21 protein-coding genes are annotated in these 18366 nt (G+C 67.9%); 12 read left to right on the top strand and 9 right to left on the bottom strand.

The annotated features are described in order from the left end of the window. Position 1: 1 nt before the first annotated feature. Together tyrS and AX750_RS12815 are read right to left on the bottom strand one after the other, a co-directional pair. Positions 2-1252: a tyrosine--tRNA ligase gene (gene tyrS / locus AX750_RS12820; RefSeq protein WP_066718440.1), complete on the bottom strand. Its 1251-nt coding sequence runs from the start codon at positions 1250-1252 to the stop codon at positions 2-4. Between the two features lie 138 nt (positions 1253-1390). Next, positions 1391-2062, bottom strand: coding sequence for an alpha/beta hydrolase (locus tag AX750_RS12815; protein WP_066733696.1), 672 nt, complete (start codon positions 2060-2062; stop codon positions 1391-1393). A 293-nt stretch (positions 2063-2355) separates the two neighbouring features. On the opposite strand from AX750_RS12815, the gene AX750_RS12810 reads away from it, so the two are divergent. The 9 genes from AX750_RS12810 (at position 2356) to AX750_RS12770 (ending at position 9769) form a co-directional block, all read left to right on the top strand. Then, positions 2356-3561 carry a cysteine desulfurase family protein gene (locus AX750_RS12810; RefSeq protein ID WP_066718434.1) on the top strand — a complete coding sequence of 402 codons (1206 nt, stop codon included), beginning with the start codon at positions 2356-2358 and terminating at the stop codon, positions 3559-3561. Positions 3562-3621: 60 nt separating this feature from the next. Next, the gene (gene sufB / locus AX750_RS12805; RefSeq protein WP_066718431.1) at positions 3622-5094 is read left to right on the top strand and encodes a Fe-S cluster assembly protein SufB; all 1473 of its coding nucleotides are present in this window, start codon (positions 3622-3624) and stop codon (positions 5092-5094) included. Continuing rightward, complete coding sequence (locus AX750_RS12800) at positions 5094-5315, top strand: hypothetical protein (protein WP_066718428.1); 222 nt, start codon at positions 5094-5096, stop codon at positions 5313-5315. Before sufB ends, AX750_RS12800 begins: the two co-directional genes overlap by 1 nt. 124 nt (positions 5316-5439) lie before the next feature. Next, a complete protein-coding gene (gene sufC / locus AX750_RS12795) occupies positions 5440-6192 on the top strand; it encodes a Fe-S cluster assembly ATPase SufC (protein ID WP_066718426.1) in 753 nt (250 codons plus the stop codon). After that, positions 6192-7541, top strand: a complete 1350-nt coding sequence (sufD, locus tag AX750_RS12790; RefSeq protein ID WP_066718423.1) for a Fe-S cluster assembly protein SufD — start codon at positions 6192-6194, stop codon at positions 7539-7541. The genes sufC and sufD overlap by 1 nt, the downstream gene beginning before the upstream one ends. Continuing rightward, positions 7541-7750, top strand: a complete 210-nt coding sequence (locus AX750_RS12785; protein WP_066718420.1) for a 4-oxalocrotonate tautomerase family protein — start codon at positions 7541-7543, stop codon at positions 7748-7750. The genes sufD and AX750_RS12785 overlap by 1 nt, the downstream gene beginning before the upstream one ends. A gap of 4 nt (positions 7751-7754) precedes the next feature. After that, a complete protein-coding gene (locus tag AX750_RS12780) occupies positions 7755-8993 on the top strand; it encodes a cysteine desulfurase (protein WP_066718418.1) in 1239 nt (412 codons plus the stop codon). A gap of 59 nt (positions 8994-9052) precedes the next feature. Beyond that, the gene (locus AX750_RS12775; RefSeq protein WP_245282388.1) at positions 9053-9391 is read left to right on the top strand and encodes an SUF system Fe-S cluster assembly protein; all 339 of its coding nucleotides are present in this window, start codon (positions 9053-9055) and stop codon (positions 9389-9391) included. Positions 9392-9430: 39 nt separating this feature from the next. After that, entirely contained in the window at positions 9431-9769 is a 339-nt protein-coding gene (locus AX750_RS12770; protein WP_066718410.1) for a hypothetical protein, read from the top strand. A 24-nt stretch (positions 9770-9793) separates the two neighbouring features. On the opposite strand, the gene AX750_RS26005 is transcribed toward AX750_RS12770, so the two are convergent. Next, entirely contained in the window at positions 9794-10138 is a 345-nt protein-coding gene (locus AX750_RS26005) for a hypothetical protein (RefSeq protein WP_156446460.1), read from the bottom strand. Between the two features lie 172 nt (positions 10139-10310). Between AX750_RS26005 and AX750_RS12765 the strand changes: the two genes are divergently transcribed. Further along, complete coding sequence (locus tag AX750_RS12765; RefSeq protein ID WP_066718407.1) at positions 10311-11198, top strand: PhzF family phenazine biosynthesis protein; 888 nt, start codon at positions 10311-10313, stop codon at positions 11196-11198. 105 nt (positions 11199-11303) lie between these two features. On the opposite strand, the gene AX750_RS12760 is transcribed toward AX750_RS12765, so the two are convergent. Beyond that, a complete protein-coding gene (locus AX750_RS12760) occupies positions 11304-11666 on the bottom strand; it encodes an MmcQ/YjbR family DNA-binding protein (RefSeq protein WP_066718404.1) in 363 nt (120 codons plus the stop codon). Positions 11667-11683: 17 nt separating this feature from the next. Continuing rightward, on the bottom strand, positions 11684-12760 hold the full coding sequence (locus AX750_RS12755) for a malate/lactate/ureidoglycolate dehydrogenase (protein WP_066718401.1): 1077 nt from the start codon (positions 12758-12760) through the stop codon (positions 11684-11686). A gap of 188 nt (positions 12761-12948) precedes the next feature. Between AX750_RS12755 and AX750_RS12750 the strand changes: the two genes are divergently transcribed. After that, complete coding sequence (locus AX750_RS12750) at positions 12949-13332, top strand: iron-sulfur cluster assembly accessory protein (protein WP_066718398.1); 384 nt, start codon at positions 12949-12951, stop codon at positions 13330-13332. A gap of 16 nt (positions 13333-13348) precedes the next feature. Here the strand turns inward: AX750_RS12750 and AX750_RS12745 are convergent, their stop codons facing one another. After that, positions 13349-14407 (bottom strand): GGDEF domain-containing protein, encoded by a 1059-nt coding sequence (locus AX750_RS12745; protein WP_066718395.1) that lies wholly within the window; start codon positions 14405-14407, stop codon positions 13349-13351. Positions 14408-14590: 183 nt separating this feature from the next. After that, the gene (locus tag AX750_RS12740) at positions 14591-16144 is read right to left on the bottom strand and encodes a DEAD/DEAH box helicase (RefSeq protein ID WP_066718393.1); all 1554 of its coding nucleotides are present in this window, start codon (positions 16142-16144) and stop codon (positions 14591-14593) included. A gap of 161 nt (positions 16145-16305) precedes the next feature. On the opposite strand from AX750_RS12740, the gene AX750_RS12735 reads away from it, so the two are divergent. Further along, on the top strand, positions 16306-17001 hold the full coding sequence (locus tag AX750_RS12735; protein WP_066718390.1) for an alpha/beta fold hydrolase: 696 nt from the start codon (positions 16306-16308) through the stop codon (positions 16999-17001). 3 nt (positions 17002-17004) lie between these two features. On the opposite strand, the gene AX750_RS12730 is transcribed toward AX750_RS12735, so the two are convergent. Continuing rightward, entirely contained in the window at positions 17005-17259 is a 255-nt protein-coding gene (locus AX750_RS12730; RefSeq protein WP_156446459.1) for a hypothetical protein, read from the bottom strand. A gap of 114 nt (positions 17260-17373) precedes the next feature. Then, positions 17374-18294, bottom strand: coding sequence for a LysR family transcriptional regulator (locus AX750_RS12725; protein ID WP_066718385.1), 921 nt, complete (start codon positions 18292-18294; stop codon positions 17374-17376). Positions 18295-18366: the final 72 nt, after the last annotated feature.

The following is an 18366-nucleotide window of genomic DNA, read 5'->3' as shown; positions in this document are numbered from 1 at the left end:
CTTACTCCGCCCGCAGCAGGATGTGTTTCTTCTTGCCGAAGGAGAGCTTGATCGCGCCCTCGGCAAGGTCGGCGGGGCCGAGCGTGGCGCGCTCGTCGGTGACGAGCGTGTCGTTGACGCGCAGGCCGCCGGCCTTGACCTGACGCCTCGCCTCGCCGGTCGAGGGCACAAGGCCGGCCTTGACGAAGGCGGTCAGCACGCCGAGCCCCGGCTCCAGCTCCGCCCGCGCGATCGCGACGCTGGGCAGATCGGCCGCGGTGCCGCCCTCTTCGAAGGTCTTGCGCGCGGTCTCGGCGGCGGCTTCCGCCGCCTCGCGGCCATGGACGATGGCGGTGATCTCGGTCGCCAGGATCTTCTTGGCCTCGTTGATCTCCGAGCCGCCGAGCGCAGCGAGCTTTGCGATCTCGGCGAGCGGCAGGCGCGTGAACACCTTGAGGAAGCGGCCGACATCGGCGTCCTCGGTGTTGCGGAAATACTGCCAGAAATCATAGGGGCTGAAGACGTCAGCATTCAGCCAGACCGCGCCATTGGCGGTCTTGCCCATCTTGGCGCCGGAGGCGGTCGTCAAGAGCGGCGTCGTCACGCAGTAGAGCTGCGGCCCGCCCATCCGGTGCGAGAGGTCGACGCCGTTGATGATGTTGCCCCACTGGTCGGAGCCGCCCATCTGCAGCCGGCAGCCATAGCGCCGGTTCAGCTCGACGAAGTCGTAGCCCTGCATGATCATGTAGTTGAATTCGAGGAAGGACAGCGACTGCTCGCGGTCGAGCCGAAGCTTGACCGAGTCGAAGGAGAGCATCCGGTTGACCGAGAAATGCCGGCCGACCTCGCGCAGAAACTCGACATAGTTCAGCTTCAACAGCCAGTCGGCATTGTTGGCCATCAGCGCGTCGGTTGGGCCCTCGCCATAGCGCAGGATGCGGCCGAAGACCCGCTTGATGCTCTCGATATTGGTCGCGATCTCCTCGACGGTCAGCAGCTTGCGCTGGTCGTCGCGGAAGGAGGGGTCGCCCACCATCGAGGTGCCGCCGCCCATGAGCGTGATCGGCCGGTGCCCGGTCTCCTGGAACCAGTACAGCATCGTCAGCGAGATCAGGTTGCCGATATGGATCGAGGTCGCGGTCGCGTCGTAGCCGACATAGGCCGTCTGCACGCCCTGACGGCAGAGCGTATCGAGGCCCTCCGGATCTGAGACCTGATGGATCAGGCCGCGCTCGTCGAGCACGCGCAGGAAGTCGGACTTGTAGGTGGTCATGGCTGGGTTCTCGTCGGGGCCGACAACTCGTCCACCGTCATGGTCGGGCTTGTCCCGACCATCCACGTCTTCTGGCGCCGGGCGCGGGGTCCAGGACGTGGATGCTCACCACAAGGGCGAGCATGACGGAGGGAAGCGTCAGACGCTTTCCTGCTCGCTCTTGATGATCTCGGGGCCGACCATGCGGTCGAGATAGGCGCCGACCTGGCTCATCAGCACGTCGACCTTGCCGTCGAAGAAGTGGTTGGCGCCCTCAACGACCGTGTGCTCGATTTGGATGCCCTTCTGTGTCTTCACCTTCTCGATCACAGCCATGACCTCCTTCACCGGCGCGACGCGGTCCTCGGAGCCGTGGACGAACAGGCCCGAGGAGGGGCAGGGCGCCAGGAAGGAAAAGTCGTAGCGGTTGGCCATTGCCGCGATCGAGAGGAAGCCCTCGATCTCGGGGCGGCGCATCAGGAGCTGCATGCCGATCCAGGCGCCGAAGGAGACGCCGGTGATCCAGCAGCTCTTGGCCTCGGGGTTCAGCGCCTGCATCCAGTCGAGCGCGGCGGCGGCATCCGAGAGCTCGCCCGCGCCGTGGTCGAAATGCCCCTGGCTGCGGCCGACGCCGCGGAAGTTGAAGCGCAGCGCCGAGAAGCCGCGATTCACGAAGGTGTAGAACAGGTTGTAGACGATCTGGTTGTTCATCGTCCCGCCGAATTGCGGGTGCGGATGGAGGATGATCGCGAGCGGCGCCCCCCGCTTCTTGGCGGGCTGGTAGCGTCCCTCGATCCGTCCGGCCGGGCCGTTGAAAATCACCTCTGGCATCGTCTCGTCGCCTTTGTGTTGGGCCCGGGCTTTCAAGGCGGGCCCTGCGGCGGCAGGAAGCCGCCGGAATGGCCCGGTCGCCCTTGACGGCCCCGCCGCTCGCGCCCTACATCAGGCGCTTAGAATGGTTCTAACGGCCGTGAACAAGTCGGGAACATCGGCGCGATCCTCTGAACGGAGGCAGCACCGCTCCCGGCGATGGCCGGTTCGGACGGGCGGCTATAGCACGGCGCAGGGGTGCGAATTCAAGCCTTTCGTGCCGGCGGCCCGGTGAAGCAGGAGCATCCGTAACCTTGTCCGTCGCGACGCGCGCCTATCTCGACCACAATGCCACGACCCCGGTTCGCCCCGAGGTCGTGCAGGCGATGCTGCGCGCGCTCGAACTCACGGGCAACCCGTCCTCCGTTCATGCCGAGGGCAGGGCAGCGCGCAGCGCGATCGAGACTGCGCGCGTCGCGGTTGCGGGCCTGGTCGGGGCGAAGGCCGCGAATGTCGTCTTCACCGGCGGCGGCACCGAGGCGAACGCGACGATCCTGTCGCCTGGCCTGATGGATTGCGACGGCGGCCGCGACTGCGTCCGCACACCCGCCTCGCTGCTGCTCCACAGCGCCACCGAACATGCTTGCGTGCGCGACGGCCATCGCTTCCCGTCGCAGGCGACGGAAGCGATCCCCGTCGACGCCGAGGGGATCGTCGATACGGCTTGGCTCGCGGCGCGGCTGGAGCGCTTCGCAGCCGAGCATACGGGCGCTCGGGCGCTGGTCTCCGTCCACCTCGCCAACAACGAGACCGGCGTGATCCAGCCGGTTGCCGAGATCGCGACGATCGCGAAGCGCTTCGGCGCGCTGCTTCACAGCGACGCCGTCCAGGCTGCCGGCAAGATCGCGATCGATATCGAGGCGCTCGGCGTCGATGTGCTGACGCTGTCGGCCCACAAGCTCGGCGGGCCGAAGGGCGTCGGCGCCATCGTCTTCCGGACGGGAGCGCTCGAACTCGCCGACAAGCCGCTGCGTGGCGGCGGGCAGGAGCGCGGCTGGCGGGCCGGCACCGAGAACGTGCCGGGCATCGTCGGATTCGGCATCGCCGCCGGCCTCGCGACCCAGGCCCTCGCTCAGGAGGGCGCGCGCCTCGCCGCCCTGCGCGACAGGCTGGAGGCCGGATTGCTGGCGCTGGCGCCGCAGAGCGTGGTCTTCGGCCGTGGCGCGCCGCGCCTGCCCAACACCTCCGCTTTCGCGACGCCGGGGCTGAGCGCCGAGACGACGCTGATCAAGCTCGACCTCGCGGGCGTCGCCCTGTCCTCCGGCTCGGCCTGCTCGTCGGGCAAGGTGAAGCGCTCGCATGTGCTGACCGCCATGGGCGTCGACCCCGTCATGAGCGCAGGGGCCTTGCGGGCGTCGCTGGGATGGACCACCTGCGAGCAGGAGATCGACCTTTTTCTCGCGGCCTATGCGAAAGCGCTGGCCGCGATCCCGGATCGGAGCGCACGGGCAGCCGCCTGACGCGTTCCGCAACACCAAGACCAGACCGGCGGGCCTTGAACCCGCGACAGGAGAGCAGACATGGCAGCGGTCCAGGAGACCATCGATCAGGTCAAGTCGATCGACGTGACCGAATACAAATACGGCTTCGTCACCGAGCTCGAGGTCGAGAAGCCGGCCAAGGGGCTGACCGAAGACACCGTCCGCTACATCTCGGCGCGCAAGAACGAGCCGGAATGGATGCTGGAATGGCGCCTCGACGCCTTCCGTCGCTGGAAGACGATGACCGAGCCGGCCTGGTCGCGCGTGCAATACCCGCCGATCGACTATCAGGACATCTACTACTACGCCGCGCCGAAGAAGGGCGCCGCGCCGAAGTCGCTCGACGAGGTCGATCCGGCGATCCTCGAGACCTACAAGAAGCTCGGCATCCCGCTCAGCGAGCAGGAGATCCTGGCCGGCGTGGCGCCTGAGAACCGCGTCGCGGTCGATGCGGTGTTCGACTCGGTGTCGGTGGTGACGACCTTCAAGAAGGAGCTGGCCCAGGCCGGCGTGATCTTCTGCTCGATCTCGGACGCGATCCACGAGCATCCGGAGCTGGTGAAGAAGTACCTCGCCACCGTCGTGCCGGTGACCGACAATTATTTCGCGACGCTGAACTGCGCCGTCTTCACCGACGGCTCTTTCGTCTACATCCCCAAGGGCGTGCGCTGCCCGATGGAGCTGTCGACCTATTTCCGCATCAACGAGCAGAACACCGGCCAGTTCGAGCGCACGCTGATCATCGCCGACGAGGGCTCCTATGTCAGCTATCTCGAAGGCTGCACGGCGCCCAAGCGGGACGAGAACCAGCTCCATGCCGCGGTGGTCGAGCTGATCGCGCTCGACGATGCCGAGATCAAGTACTCGACCGTCCAGAACTGGTATCCGGGCGATGCCGAGGGCAAGGGCGGCATCTATAACTTCGTCACCAAGCGCGGCGATTGCCGGGGCAAGAACTCCAAGATCTCCTGGACGCAGGTCGAGACCGGCTCGGCGATCACCTGGAAGTACCCGTCCTGCATCCTGCGCGGCGACGGCTCGCGCGGCGAGTTCTACTCGATCGCGGTGTCGAACGGCGCCCAGCAGGTCGATTCCGGCACCAAGATGATCCATCTCGGCAAGAACACGACCTCGAAGATCATCGCCAAGGGCATCGCGGCCGGCAAGTCGGACTCGACCTATCGCGGCATGGTCTCGGCCCACCGCAAGGCGACGGGTGCGCGCAACTTCACCAATTGCGACTCGCTGCTGATCGGCGACCAGTGCGGCGCCCACACCATCCCCTATATCGAGGCCAAGACCGCGACCGCCGTCTTCGAGCACGAGGCCACCACCTCGAAGATCGGCGAGGACCAGATGTTCTACTGCCAGCAGCGCGGCCTCTCCGAGGAGGAGGCGGTGGCGCTGATCGTCAACGGCTTCGTCAAGGAGGTGCTGCAGCAGCTCCCGATGGAGTTCGCCGTCGAGGCGCAGAAGCTGATCACGATCTCGCTCGAGGGGAGCGTGGGGTGATGAACGAGAACGTGGAAAACCTCGTGCTCGAACATTTACGGGCGATCCGCGCAGACATGGCCCGGCTCGCCGACAGCATGCGCACCATGCAGACAGAGATGTCGGCGATGCGCCAGCATCTCGCTGGTGTCGTGACCCTGCAGGAGCATGACCACGGCGACATTGCCGCGCTGAAATCCCGGGTGGATCGGATCGAAAAGCGCCTCGACCTGGTCGAATGAAGCACATCGACCGACCCGCCACGGTCGGGCTTGTGCCAACCGTTTCGCCACTCTTCAACGTTCAAGTCGCGGATACTCGGAACAGGACCGAGCATGACGCGACGGAAATCCGGACCTGAAAACCATGCTCGAAATTCGTAACCTCGTCGTCAAGATCGCCGACGAAGATAAGCAGATCCTCAACGGCCTCAACCTCACCGTGAACGACGGCGAGGTCGCGGCCATCATGGGCCCCAACGGCTCCGGCAAGTCGACGCTGAGCTATGTCATCGCCGGCAAGGAGGACTATGAGGTCCTCGACGGCGAGATCCTGCTCAATGGCGAGAACGTGCTGGAGATGGAGGCCGATGCCCGCGCCGCTGCCGGCATCTTCCTCGCCTTCCAGTACCCGCTGGAAATCCCCGGCGTCGCCACCATGACCTTCCTGAAGGCTGCGATGAACGCCCAGCGCAAGGCGCGCGGCGAGGCCGAACTGCTGACGCCGGACTTCATCAAGGCCGTCAACGGTGCCGCCGACAAGCTCGGCATCGCCAAGGACATGCTGCGCCGGCCGCTCAATGTCGGCTTCTCCGGCGGCGAGAAGAAGCGCATGGAAATCCTGCAGATGGCGCTGCTCTCGCCCTCCATGTGCATCCTCGACGAGACCGATTCCGGCCTCGACATCGACGCGCTGCGCATCGTCGCCGAGGGCGTCAACGCGCTGCGCGACAAGAGCCGCGGCTTCCTGGTCATCACGCACTACCAGCGCCTGCTCGACCATATCGTCCCCGACACGGTCCACGTCATGTCGAAGGGCCGCATCGTGAAGACCGGCGGCAAGGAGCTGGCCCTCGAACTCGAGAAGTCCGGCTACGCGGCCTATGTGGAGGCGGCCTGATGTCCGTCGTCACCCCGCTGAAGACGGCGGCCGAACAGGCGCTGAGCGCCCAGTTTGCCGCTGCCAAGGCCGAGCTGCCCGGCGCCCTGCCGGTCCGCAAGCTGCGCGAGGATGCCTTCGCCGGCTTCGAGGTCCGCGGCCTGCCGCATCGCCGGCTGGAAACCTGGCGCTACACCGATCTGCGCGGCCTGCTGCGTGAGGCCCGTCCGCTGGCCGAGACCGCGACGGTCAGCGCCGCGGTGCGCGCCCGCGTCGCGGCGCTGCCCGCCGGCGGCGTCCGGCTCGTCCTGGTCGACGGTGTCTTCGTGCCGGAACTCTCCACGCTGGAGGGCCTGCCGGACGGTCTTGCGGTCCACAGCCTCGCCGATGCGCTGGTGTCGGGTCGCGACGACCTCGCCCGCATCCTCTCCGGTCCGGGCGTCGCCAGCACCGATGCCGGGCTGATGCTCAACACCGCGCTGATGCGCGATGGCGTCTTCGTCGAGATCGAGGCCGGCACGGAGCTGGCGCAGCCGCTGACCATCCTCTCGCTCGCCTCGGGTGAGGAGGAGCGCGCGATCTTCCACCGCTCGGTCGTGCTGGCCGGTGCCGGTGCCAAGGCGACGATCGTCGAGATCAGCGAGAGCGTCGGCAGCGCCGCCTCGCAGATCAACGGTGCCATCGTCTTCGAGACCGGCGACGAGAGCGACGTGCAGCATGTCCGCGTGATCACGCGCCACCGGCCGGAGACCGTGCAGGTCCAGAGCCTGCTGGCGACCGTCGGCGGCCAGGCGAAGTTCGAATCCTTCGCACTGGTCTGCAATGCCGGCACGCTGCGCCAGCAGCATTTCGTCCGCTATGCAGGCGAGCACACGCAGATCGGCCTGCGCGGCGTCAGCCTGCTCGGCGGCAGCGAGCATTCCGACGTCACGCTGGTGATGGATCACGAGGTGCCGCACGGCACCAGCCGCGAGCTGTTCAAGTCGATCATCGGCGGCGAGGGCACCGGCGTCTTCCAGGGCAAGGTCATCGTGCGCCAGCATGCCCAGAAGACCGATGGCGGCATGAAGAGCAACGCGCTGCTGCTGAACGACGGCGCGACCATGTTCAACAAGCCCGAGCTGGAGATCTTCGCCGACGACGTCGTCTGCGGCCACGGCGCCACCGTCGCCCAGATCGACGGCGAGCAGCTCTTCTACCTGATGGCGCGCGGCCTGCCGCGGCCGCAGGCCGAGGCGCTGGTGCTGCAGGCCTTCGCCGGCGAGGCGGTCGAGTTCGTGCAGGACGAGGCGCTGCGCGAGATGGTGATGGGCGAGATCGAGGCCTGGCTCGCGGCGCGCGAGGCCTCCTCCGTGGTGAGTGCGATCTGATGCCCTACGTCAATCTGCAGATCACCAAGGGCGCGACGCGGGCCCAGAAGGCCGAGATCGTCAAGGCCTTCACCGACACGCTGGTCCGCGTGCTGGGAAAGAACCCGCAGAATACCCATATCGTGATCCAGGAGATCGAGCGCGAGGATTGGGGCCATGGCGGCGAGCTGGTCGCCGACAAGGCACCCGCTTCGCCGGGAAAGGCTTGAGGACATGAACGCGCCGGTGAAGCCCTACGACATCGAGGCGATCCGCCGGGATTTCCCGATCCTGTCGCGCGAGGTCTACGGCAAACCGCTCGTCTATCTCGACAACGCCGCCTCCGCCCAGAAGCCGGAGGTGGTGATCGAGGCGATGTCGCGGCTGATGCGCGAGGACTACGCCAACGTCCATCGCGGGCTGCACTATCTCGCCAACGCCTCGACCGAAGCCTATGAGGCGGCTCGCGAAAGCGCGCGCCGCTTCCTCAACGCCGCCCATCTCGAGGAGATCGTGTTCACGCGCTCCTCGACGGGCGCGCTCAACACCATCGCCTCCGCGCTCGGTCGCCATCTCCAGCTCGGCGAGGGCGACGAGATCATCCTCTCGATCCTGGAGCACCACTCCAACATCGTGCCCTGGCACTACTGGCGCGAGCGCCATGGCGCCGTGATCAAATGGGCGCCGGTCGACGAGGACGGCAACTTCCTCATCGAAGAGTTCGAGAAGCTGATTTCAGCTCGGACGAAGGTCGTCTCGCTGACTCATCTCTCGAATGCGATCGGCACCATCCTGCCGATTCCCGAGATCGCCGCGATCTGCCGCGCGCACGGCCTCCCGCTGGTCGTCGACGGCAGCCAGGGCGCCGTGCACCTGCCGGTCGATGTCCAGGCGCTGGGCTGCGACTTCTACTGCTTCACCGGCCACAAGACCTATGGGCCGACCGGCTCCGGCATCCTCTGGGGCAAGCGCGAATGGCTGGAGAAGCTGCCGCCCTATGAAGGCGGCGGCGAGATGATCGTCACCGTCACCGAAGACACGGTGACCTATAACGACCCGCCGCACCGCTTCGAGGCCGGCACGCCGGCGATCATCGAAGCCGTCGGTCTGGGCGCGGCGCTCGACTACATGATGGCGCTCGGCCGCGAGAACATCGCCGCGCATGAGGCGCGTCTCGGCGCCTACGCGATGCAGCGGCTCGGCGAGATGAACTCGATCCGCATCTTCGGCAAGGCGAAGAACAAGGGCGCCATCGTCGCCTTCGAGATGAAGGGCGCCCATGCCCATGACGTCGCCACCGTCATCGACCGGGCGGGGGTGGCGGTGCGCGCCGGCACCCATTGCACCATGCCGCTGATGGCCCGATATGGAGTGACATCGACCTGCCGGGCGTCCTTCGGCCTTTACAACACGCTGGATGAGGTCGACAGGCTCGTCGAAGCCCTGCAAAAGGCCGAAAGCCTGTTTGCCTGAGTAGGATTGCGATCATGACCGACACCGTCGCAGACGACATCAAGCCGAACGCCCCGACCATGGGCGCCGGCACGGCTCTGCCGCCGGAGGAGATCGACCGTCTGACCGACGACATCATCGCCGCGCTCAAGACGGTCTACGATCCCGAGATCCCGTCCGACATCTACGAACTCGGGCTGATCTACCGCGTCGATATCTCCGACGACCGCCACGTCGCCATCGACATGACGCTGACCGCGCCGGGCTGCCCCGTCGCCGGCGAGATGCCAGGCTGGGTCGAGAACGCCGTCTCGACGGTGAACGGCGTCTCCGGCGTCAGCGTCAACATGACCTTCGACCCGCCCTGGGACCAGTCGCGCATGTCCGACGAGGCGAGGGTCGCGCTCGACATGTGGTGAGGCTGGACGGTCCCTGAGCGGGCCGCCATAGTCGCGACCATGCGCTTCACGAAATGGGACTATGTCGCATTTCCCCTGCTCGCGGCTCTCGCGATCGGCGTTTTCTATGGTGCTTTGCGGCTGGTCGGTTTCTTTGGCCTCGGCATCATTGGCCTCGTCATCGGCTTCATCTCGGTGCGGATGGATCTCGAGCGTGACGCGGCGAGTTCCGATCCGCGCGTGCTCGAAGAGCAATTCAAGGCACGCGACCGCCTGTCGCGCGCGGAGCGGGCTGATTTCCAGGCCGGTCAGACGGCAAGGCTGAAGCCACTCTTCGTCGCGCAGGTCGTTGCGGCCGGGCTCGTCATCTTTGGCTTTGGCTTCCACTTCCTGCTCTGATCGAGCGACATCGGGCCGGTCGGGCTATTCCTGCTTGGTCGTCGACCCATCCCGATTGCGACCATGGCCGTTGCCGCTGGTCGCGTCGCCATCCCCCGATAGGACGACCGGGTTGGCGCTGGTGAGACCATCCTTGTTGGGATCGGGTGTCCCTTCGCCGTATTGCCCCGCCGCATCCTGACGAATGCGCTGCGCGACCGCGCCGGAATCGGAATCATAGGGCGCGTGCGGCCCCGTCTGGTGGGGTGAATCCGGGCTCGGTCCCGGACGGTGCTGATCTTGCTCGCCGGGCTGGCCGGGACGCCGCGGCGTATCGGGGCCGGGGTGGTGCTGGGTTGTCGCGTGATGGGTGCGGTCGCGATCGCTCATGGCGCTGGTCCTTCTGCCGCTGTCAGAAGAGCAACCGGCGGGCGAGGGGCTCTGTTCCGCCGCCGTGATCAGCGGCGGTGATCGAACGCATCTGCGAGCTTGATTATCGCGGCGGCGCGATCGGTGGCATCAAGCGCGCCAGGGCCGCATCTCTCGCGGCGGGGAGACGACCATGCGCCGCTATGCCTATGAGACCGTCGACGTCTTCACGGAAACCCGCTTCGGCGGCAACCAGCTCGCCGTCTTCACCGATGCGCGCGGCCTGTCGGACGCCGAGATGCAGTCGCTCGCCGCCGAGATGAACTACAGCGAGACGACCTTCGTCCTGCCTCCGGCCGACCCCGCCAACACGGCGCGGGTGCGCATCTTCACCCGCACCCACGAGATGCCCTTTGCCGGCCATCCCAATGTCGGCACCGCCTTCGTGCTCGCCCGCCATGGCCGCGACAGCGGCGGCGTGCTGCGCTTCGAGGAGATCGCCGGCCTCGTCACGGTGAAGGTCGCCAGTGACGCCACCGGCGAGATCACCGGCGCCACCATCGCCGCGCCGCAGCCGCTTTCGACCGGCGTCGAACTGCCGGCCGAGGCGATCGCGGCCTGCGCCGGGCTGAAGCCCGAGCAGGTGCTCACCGGCCGGCACAAGCCGGTCCGCGCCTCGGTCGGCGTCTTTTTCGTGCTGGCGGAGGTGGCGTCCGAGGCGTTGGCCCGCGCCACGCCCGATCTCACCGCCTTCCGCGCCCTGCGCGACGCCACGCCCGGTCTGGAAGGGCGACTGTCGCTGTTTCTCTATGTCCGCGACGGCCAGTCGATCCGCGCCCGCATGTTCGCGCCGATCAGCGGCACCTGGGAGGACCCGGCGACGGGCAGCGCCAGCGCGACGCTGGCGGCCCTGCTGCTGAAGCTCGACGGTGGCGACAGCGCGAGCTTCACCCTGACGCAGGGCGTCGAGATGGGCCGCCCGAGCCTGCTGAAACTGACGGCCAAGCGTGGCGACGACGGCATCCGCGCCACCGTCGGCGGCTCCTGCGTGCCGGTGTTCCGGGGCGAGGCGCTGCTGTAAGCCGTCATGGCGAGGAGGCCTTCGGCCGACGAAGCCATCCAAGCGACGTCGAGCATGGCCGCCCCCTGGATGGCGTCGCTTCGCTCGCCATGACGGCGGAGAGCGTCAGGGCGTGAGCCCCAGCTCCGCCCGCGCCCGCTTCGTCAGCCCCGCCGCGACCAGACGGTGGCTCTCGCGCAGATAATCCTGCAGCGCGTCATCCGGCATCGTCTCGTCGGTCAGGCGCTGGATCCAGCTCATGCCGCGCGAGGCGAGATAGGGCGCGGGGCGCAGGCCCGGCTGCTCCTTCAGGATGTCGAAGCTCGCCCAGGAGCATTTGAAGGTCACCGAGAGCGCGACGCCGTCATCGGTGCGGGCGATCGCGAAGACCTTGCCCCCGACCTTCCAGACATGGGCGCCGCCCCATTGCACGACGCTGCTCGTGGCCGGCAGGCCGGCACAGAAGGCGTTGTAGCCATCCAGCGTCATCGTTGGCCCCGCCTGCTTCAATAGCGCTCTGCGTCGATGCCATGGGCCGCGGCGGCCGCGACGATCTGAGACCAGGTCTCGTCGTCGAGCGGGATCCCGTCGCGCTCCCGGGCGATCCGGGTGGCTCGCTCGCTCTCGCCCGGCGTCAGCACGGGCTGGCTCTCGTCCTGCGGCTTCGCCGCCCGGACGAAGGCGAGATAGCTCTCGATGCGCTCGCGCCGCAGCGCCTCGTCCGGCTCCAGCCGGGCCGGGTCGATCAGGATGCCGAAGAGCGAATTGATGATCCAGCTTTTCGCCGGCTTCTGGTCGATGCGAGCCGCGCCCATCAGCCCCGCCGAGAGCAGCTCGGCGATCAGCGAGAGGCCCGCGCCCTTGTGGTCGCCGAAGGGCAAAAGCGCACCCAGCGCCTCGCCCTCGGCGAGCGCATGCGGGAAGACATGACGGGGCTCCGTCGTCGGGCGGCCCTCGCCGTCGATGATGAAGCCCGGCGGCACGGGCACGCCCTTGTTCAGCGCCACGCGCGCCTTGCCATGCGCCATGCGGCTGGTGGCGAAATCGAGGATGATCGGTTCGCCGCCCGGGACTGGAATGCCGATCGCATGGGGATTGGTGCCGAAGCGCGCTTCCTTCGCGCCATGCGGCGCCACGATGGGCGGGCGCCCGGCGACGTTGACCCAGAACAGCGAGATCAGCCCCTGCGCGGCGGCCGCCTCGGCATAATGGCCGATGCGGCCGATATGGTGGGCGACGAGCAGGTTCACGATCGCGACGCCGCTCGTCTTCGCCATGGCCGATGCGCGGTCGACCGCAGACCGGGCGGTCGGCTGGCCGAGCGCGACAGCCGCATCGATGATCAGGAAGGGTGCCACCTCGAGCCGCGTCGTCGGCTGCGACTGCGGCGAGAGGTTTCCGTCGGCCAGCGACTGGAAATAGAGCGGCAGCATGCCGACGCCATGACTGTCATGGCCGCTGAGATTGGCCAGGACGAGATGGTCGGCAGTCTCGGCGGCGGCGGCCACGGGCCATCCTGCCGCGATGATCATCTCCCGGACGAGCCGGCGCAGCGATTCGGGGCGATGAGTGCGATAGTCCATGAGGGATGGTGCCGTGCCGAGCGAGAAAGGGGATGGCGTCACAGTGCATGGCAGCCGGTGGCACGCAACAGCGGTCGTGGCGGCCGGCCCTGCGCGCCCGTCTCTCGACCTTTGCTTCACCAATCCCTATGTAATGCGGTGCAATCTTGCTTCATCGGGCCTTGAACCCGATTGGGGAGGGACGACGGATGTTTTCGATACCCGGCCTGAAGGTCGTTTCGCTGACGGATGCCGCCGCCGCGCGCATTCGCGACATCATGGCCCAATCCGCCGCCGACACGCCGGCTCTCGGGCTGCGCGTCGGCGTGAAGAAGGGCGGCTGCGCCGGGATGGAATACACCTTCGAGGTCGCGCGCGAGGCCGCCAAGGGCGACGAGGTCGTGACCGAGAAGGGCGCGACGGTCATCGTCGACGCCAAGGCCGTGCTGTTCCTGCTCGGCACCGAGCTCGATTTCAAGACCGACCGCTTTTCCTCGACCTTCGTCTTCAACAACCCGAACCAGGTCTCGGCCTGCGGCTGCGGCGAATCGGTCGAGATCAGGCCCCAGACGGCTGCCGCCGCCGCGCCCTGAGCACGGCGACGCGGTTTCAGGCGACGCGGCTGGCCGAGTCGATCGCGTCCTCGGTGACGGTGCGGTTCCGGCCGGCGCGCTTGGCGGCCATCAGCGCCTGGTCGGCGCGTTCGGTCAGCGAGGCGGCCGTGTCGCCGCGGGCATAGGCCGAGACCCCGAGCGAGATCGTGATGCGGCCGAGATTCTCGTTGGTCGAGCGCTTGACCAGTTCTCGGGTCAGCAGGGCCTGCCGCACCGTCTCCGCTCCGAATTTGCCGGCGATCAGATCCGCATCCGGCAGGATCACGGCGAACTCCTCGCCGCCGAAGCGGGTGATGATCGCCTTGTCCTTGAACTTGTCCTTCATCGTCCGCGCCACCAGGCGCAGCACCTGGTCGCCCGTGAGATGGCCATGGGCATCGTTGAACTGCTTGAAGAAGTCGATATCGGCCATGACGAGGGCGAAGGGTTCGCGCCGCAGCGTCGCCTGATCGATCGATTTCTGGAGCATCTCCTCGAAATGGCGGCGGTTGGCGAGGCCGGTCAGCGGGTCGGTCAACGCCTCGGCCCGGGTCGATTCCAGCGCCTCGCGCAGATTGCGGATCTCGTTGGAGCTGTCGCGCAGCTGCGCCTCCAGCTTGGTCTTGCGCGTGACCTCCTCGCGCGTCGACATGACCAGCGCCTCGACCCATTCGCGCAGCTTCTGCCGGTCGGCCGGCGGCGGCACGTCCTCGGACATGGCGCAGAGCCGTCCATGGTAGCGCTCGCTGGAATCGAGCGCCTTGTCGACGAGCGCCATCAGCCCGTCGATCTCGCCGAGCACCTGCAGGCTGGTGCGCTCGGCGTGGCGCGCCAGACGTTCCGTGCTGATGAAGCGGTCATAGAGGTGGTCGATATCGGCGACGCCGACCTTGCCTTCGCTGCCGGTGATGATGGCGTTCATCGCCATGCTGATCGCCGGCATCTCGCCACTGAGATGGGCGTACCAGACCTCGAAGGCACGGGGGTAGGTCGGCGATCCGTGCTCGCGCATGGCCGCCACGACGCGCTCGGCGAGGTCGTCCTGCGGAGAGGGGGGCTGCGCGTGCTCGCTCATGCCTTCGTCGGTCCGGACGCGAGGCCAGAGCGCGGCGGGAGCCGCGAGAGCCTCGATTGCAAATCGAAGCGGGACATCCTGTCCGTCTGACCGGTGGCATGCGCCCGTCCGTGGGACGGCCGCTGGCCGCCTCACGACGTGACCTTAGGCAAGGCCGGTTAAAATGCCGTTGATCGCCCGCGCTCAGCCGACGCGCACGGGGCGCAGCAGGAAGGCCGGCACATGGTCGCCGAGCCCCTTCACCTTGGGGCCGTCATCCTCGTCGCGGCGGCGCGGCTCGACGCGGGGCGCACGCGGCTCGGCATGGCGCGGGGCGCGCTGCTCTCGAGGCGCACGCTCCTCGCGGGCGGCCGGTGCTGCAACGGCGGCCTCGCCGCGGATCTTGGTACGGGTCGGACCATCACTACCGCCGCGGCGGCGCGCCGGAGCGGCATCCTCCTCGCCGGCGGGGCGCTCGACCCGGATCGGACGCGGCGCGGCTTCGGGTTCCGCACGAGGGCCGCGCTCGGAGCGGCCGCGACCACGCTCGCCGCCACGACCGCGACGTTCGTCGCCCCGACCACCGCGGGAGGGGCGGTCTTCACGCGGGGCAGCGGGCGGCAGGTCGTCGAGACCGCGACCTTCTTCCCAGGTGATCGACTGGCCGATCAGCTTCTCGACCGCCGCAACGAGCTTCTCGTCATGGCGCGTGACGATGGTGAAGGCGGCGCCGAGGCGCCCGGCGCGGCCGGTACGGCCGATGCGGTGGACATAATCCTCGGCATGGGTCGGGACGTCGTAGTTGAAGACGTGGCTCACGGCGGGAATGTCGAGCCCGCGCGCGGCGACGTCGCTCGCCACGAGGATCGGATTCTCGCCGGTGCGGAAGGAATCCAGCGCCGCCATGCGGGCGTACTGGTCCATGTCGCCATGCAGCGAGACGGCCGGGAAGCCGTGCTTCTGGAGCGACTTGTGCAGCGTCGCGACATCGCGCTTGCGGTTGCAGAACACGATCGCGTTCTGCAGGTCCTTGGCTTCCTTGATGAGCTTGCGCAGCGTGTCGCGCTTCTCGAAATCCTGGCCGTTGGAGGCGATCAGCCGCTGCGTGATCGTCTTCGCCGCCGTCGCCGGGCGCGAAACCTCGACGCGCACGGGATTGTGCAGGAACTGTTCGCTGATGCGCGTGATCTCGGGCGGCATCGTCGCGGTGAAGAACAGGGTCTGCCGGGTGAAGGGCACCAGCTTGCAGACCCGCTCGATGTCCGGGATGAAGCCCATGTCGAGCATGCGGTCGGCCTCGTCGATGACGAGCAGCTCGACGCCGGTGAGCAGCAGCTTGCCGCGCTCGACATGGTCGAGCAGGCGGCCCGGGGTCGCGATCAGCACGTCAACGCCGCGGGTGATCTTGGCGTCCTGGTCGCCGAAGGAGACACCGCCGATCAGCAGCGCGACCGAGAGCTTCTGGTTGACGCCGTAGCGGGTGAAGTTTTCTTCGACCTGGGCTGCAAGTTCGCGCGTCGGTTCGAGGATGAGAGTCCGCGGCATCCGGGCCCGGGCGCGACCGTTCTCGAGGATCGTCAGCATCGGCAGGGTGAAGGCGGCGGTCTTGCCGGTACCGGTCTGGGCGATGCCGAGGACGTCGCGGCGGGCCAGTACATGCGGAATGGCCTGCGCCTGGATCGGGGTGGGCGTGTCATAGCCTGCGGTCGTGACGGCTGTCAGAACCTTTTCGCTCAGGCCGAGTTCGGCAAAGGACATCGATGATTGCGCTTCTTCAAGGGTCGGTGACACGTGGCGGGATGACCTGATCAACCGCGACGGTGGCGCGACGTCTGTGCCTGCGCGCCTTCGGACTGCTGTGCAATGCAGAAAAAGCAGGGCAAAGTCAATCAACTAGCGCCCTAAGGAGCCCGAATACCATGACTGAACCGCTTGTCCTCATTCCGGGACTGAATTGCGATGCGCGTCTCTACGCTCCGCAGTGGCCGGCTCTTGCGCCGGGACGCTCGGTCATGGTCGCCCACAATGATCGCGACGAGAGCCTGGGAGCACTGGTCGGACGCCTGCTGGCGGCGGCACCGGAACGCTTCGCCCTCTGCGGGCTCTCCATGGGCGGCTATGCAGCTTTCGAGGTGATGCGGCAGGCGCCGCAGCGCGTCACGCGCCTTGCCCTGCTCGACACGACCGCCAAGCCTCCGACCCCGGAAACCAATGCTCCGCGTGAGCAGATGATTGCGCTCGCCGAGAAGGGCGCCTTCGACAACGTCACGACGCTGCTCTGGCAGAAGCTGGTGGCGCCGTCGCGCCTCGCCGACGAGGAATTGCGTCTGCTGGTGCGCGCCATGGCCGAGACGGTGGGGCCCGAAGGCTTCATCCGTCAGCAGCGCGCCATCATGGGCCGGCCGGACTCGCGGCCTGGCCTTTCGGCCATCGCCGTGCCGACTCTGGTGCTGGTGGGCGAGGAGGATGCGATTACGCCGCCGGCCGAGGCGACGGAGATTGCCCAAGGTATCGGTGCGCAGGCGCGGCTCGTCATTCTGCCGGGCTGCGGCCATCTCGCGACGCTGGAGCAGCCCGAGGCCGTGACGGCAGAACTGCTAGCCTGGCTCGGCTGAAGATCAGCGCGGGACGACGCAGGGGTCGAGCTTCGTCTCCGCCGCCTTGCGCAGCGAGCCTGTGGTCATCGGGTCGCTCTTGTTGCCGGTGGCGGCCGCGGCGACCTGCGCCAGCCGCTCGCGGTCGAAATGGGCCGTCTGGTTCGAGACGAAATTGGCGGCGAGCACGGAGAGGAAGGCGATCGCCGCGCCGGCCTTGGCGATGTTGGCGACGAGCGTGCCGCGCTCGTTCTTCCAGAAGAGTTCGACGAGCCGCATCGGGCCCTCCCGCATCAGGGGGCATCCCCCAGCCCCGATGCGGAGATTGTGCGCCGCCAGCCGTAAAGGGAGGGTTAGCGAAACCTTCCAGCGATCGCTCGAATGCGGCTGATCTCATGCGCCCGGCGGGCTTAGCCCCTCGAGCGCGGCGCGATGGTCGCGGAACAGCCGGCGCAGCGCCGCCAGCACGGCGACGACCGCCGGCCGCTGCCGCGAGACCTCGTGCGTCACCAGGAAAATCTCGTCGGCGGTGAGGTCTGGCGGCGGCTCGAGGCGCCGCAGCAGCGGGTCGGTGTCGCCCATGAAGCAGGGGACCATCGAGACCGCGCCGGCCGAGCGCACGCTCTCGTAGCGCGCGGCGGAATCGCCGACCCGGGCCGCGATCGGCCGCCCGGCCGCATAGCCGAGGATGTGCTCGTCGATGCGCGAGGAGGTCTCGCGGCTGACCGAGATGATCGGCGCGCGCGCGGGATCGACATCGCGGCGGACATAGAGCGCCTGGACGAGGCGCCCGACCTTCTGACCAAAATGACCCGGCTCCTGCGGGATGCGGCTCATCCGCACCGCGATGTCGGCCTCGCCCCGCGCGAGATCGAGACGTTGCCGCGTGCTGATGATGACGATCTCGACGCCGCCGGCGCCGGCCGAGATCGTGCCGGCATGCTTGGTCAGGAACAGGCTGATCGAGGTCGTCGCCGTCACCCGCACCGGAGCCGAGGCCTCCGGGCGCTCCGCCCGGGCGCGGCTGGCGAAGCGGGCGACCGCGGCCGCGACACCCTCCGCCTCACGCGCCAGCGCCGCGCCGGCCTCCGTCGGGATCAGCCGGTTGGCGCCGCGGCGGAAGAGCTGCAGGCCGAGACGCTGTTCGAAGGCCTTGAGCCGGCGTGCCGTCGTCGCCTCGCTCAGCCCGAGCCGGACCGCAGCCAGGGCCAGCGACCCGCTCTCGGCGATGGCGTGGAAGATGCCGATGTCGTCCCAGCCGGGCGCCGCCAGATCGCCGTCGCGTCGAGATGCAGCGGAAGCAGCGGGCCCCATCGGATCAGCGCCCCGTGGCGGAAAGGATGGTCGGCGAGACCGTCGGGATCATGGGGCAGGGGCGTTCGGGGT

Source organism: Methylobacterium sp. CCH7-A2, from assembly GCF_001557075.1.
GTDB lineage: Bacteria > Pseudomonadota > Alphaproteobacteria > Rhizobiales > Beijerinckiaceae > Allobosea > Allobosea massiliensis.
This window is presented reverse-complemented; position numbering and strand designations above follow the sequence as displayed.

Excerpts from the sequence above, each read along its gene's own strand:
- AX750_RS12770 (WP_066718410.1), top strand. The coding sequence starts at position 9,431 with ATGCGCTTCACGAAATGGGACTATGTCGCATTTCCCCTGCTCGCGGCT.
- AX750_RS12785 (WP_066718420.1), top strand. The coding sequence starts at position 7,541 with ATGCCCTACGTCAATCTGCAGATCACCAAGGGCGCGACGCGGGCCCAG.
- AX750_RS12745 (WP_066718395.1), bottom strand. The coding sequence starts at position 14,407 with ATGAGCGAGCACGCGCAGCCCCCCTCTCCGCAGGACGACCTCGCCGAG.
- sufC (WP_066718426.1), top strand. The coding sequence starts at position 5,440 with ATGCTCGAAATTCGTAACCTCGTCGTCAAGATCGCCGACGAAGATAAG.
- AX750_RS12730 (WP_156446459.1), bottom strand. The coding sequence starts at position 17,259 with ATGCGGCTCGTCGAACTCTTCTGGAAGAACGAGCGCGGCACGCTCGTC.
- tyrS (WP_066718440.1), bottom strand. The coding sequence starts at position 1,252 with ATGACCACCTACAAGTCCGACTTCCTGCGCGTGCTCGACGAGCGCGGC.
- AX750_RS26005 (WP_156446460.1), bottom strand. The coding sequence starts at position 10,138 with ATGAGCGATCGCGACCGCACCCATCACGCGACAACCCAGCACCACCCC.
- sufD (WP_066718423.1), top strand. The coding sequence starts at position 6,192 with ATGTCCGTCGTCACCCCGCTGAAGACGGCGGCCGAACAGGCGCTGAGC.
- AX750_RS12780 (WP_066718418.1), top strand. The coding sequence starts at position 7,755 with ATGAACGCGCCGGTGAAGCCCTACGACATCGAGGCGATCCGCCGGGAT.
- AX750_RS12735 (WP_066718390.1), top strand. The coding sequence starts at position 16,306 with ATGACTGAACCGCTTGTCCTCATTCCGGGACTGAATTGCGATGCGCGT.
- AX750_RS12760 (WP_066718404.1), bottom strand. The coding sequence starts at position 11,666 with ATGACGCTGGATGGCTACAACGCCTTCTGTGCCGGCCTGCCGGCCACG.
- AX750_RS12750 (WP_066718398.1), top strand. The coding sequence starts at position 12,949 with ATGTTTTCGATACCCGGCCTGAAGGTCGTTTCGCTGACGGATGCCGCC.
- AX750_RS12800 (WP_066718428.1), top strand. The coding sequence starts at position 5,094 with ATGAACGAGAACGTGGAAAACCTCGTGCTCGAACATTTACGGGCGATC.
- AX750_RS12765 (WP_066718407.1), top strand. The coding sequence starts at position 10,311 with ATGCGCCGCTATGCCTATGAGACCGTCGACGTCTTCACGGAAACCCGC.
- AX750_RS12725 (WP_066718385.1), bottom strand. The coding sequence starts at position 18,294 with ATGGGGCCCGCTGCTTCCGCTGCATCTCGACGCGACGGCGATCTGGCG.
- AX750_RS12755 (WP_066718401.1), bottom strand. The coding sequence starts at position 12,760 with ATGGACTATCGCACTCATCGCCCCGAATCGCTGCGCCGGCTCGTCCGG.
- AX750_RS12815 (WP_066733696.1), bottom strand. The coding sequence starts at position 2,062 with ATGCCAGAGGTGATTTTCAACGGCCCGGCCGGACGGATCGAGGGACGC.
- sufB (WP_066718431.1), top strand. The coding sequence starts at position 3,622 with ATGGCAGCGGTCCAGGAGACCATCGATCAGGTCAAGTCGATCGACGTG.
- AX750_RS12775 (WP_245282388.1), top strand. The coding sequence starts at position 9,053 with ATGGGCGCCGGCACGGCTCTGCCGCCGGAGGAGATCGACCGTCTGACC.
- AX750_RS12740 (WP_066718393.1), bottom strand. The coding sequence starts at position 16,144 with ATGTCCTTTGCCGAACTCGGCCTGAGCGAAAAGGTTCTGACAGCCGTC.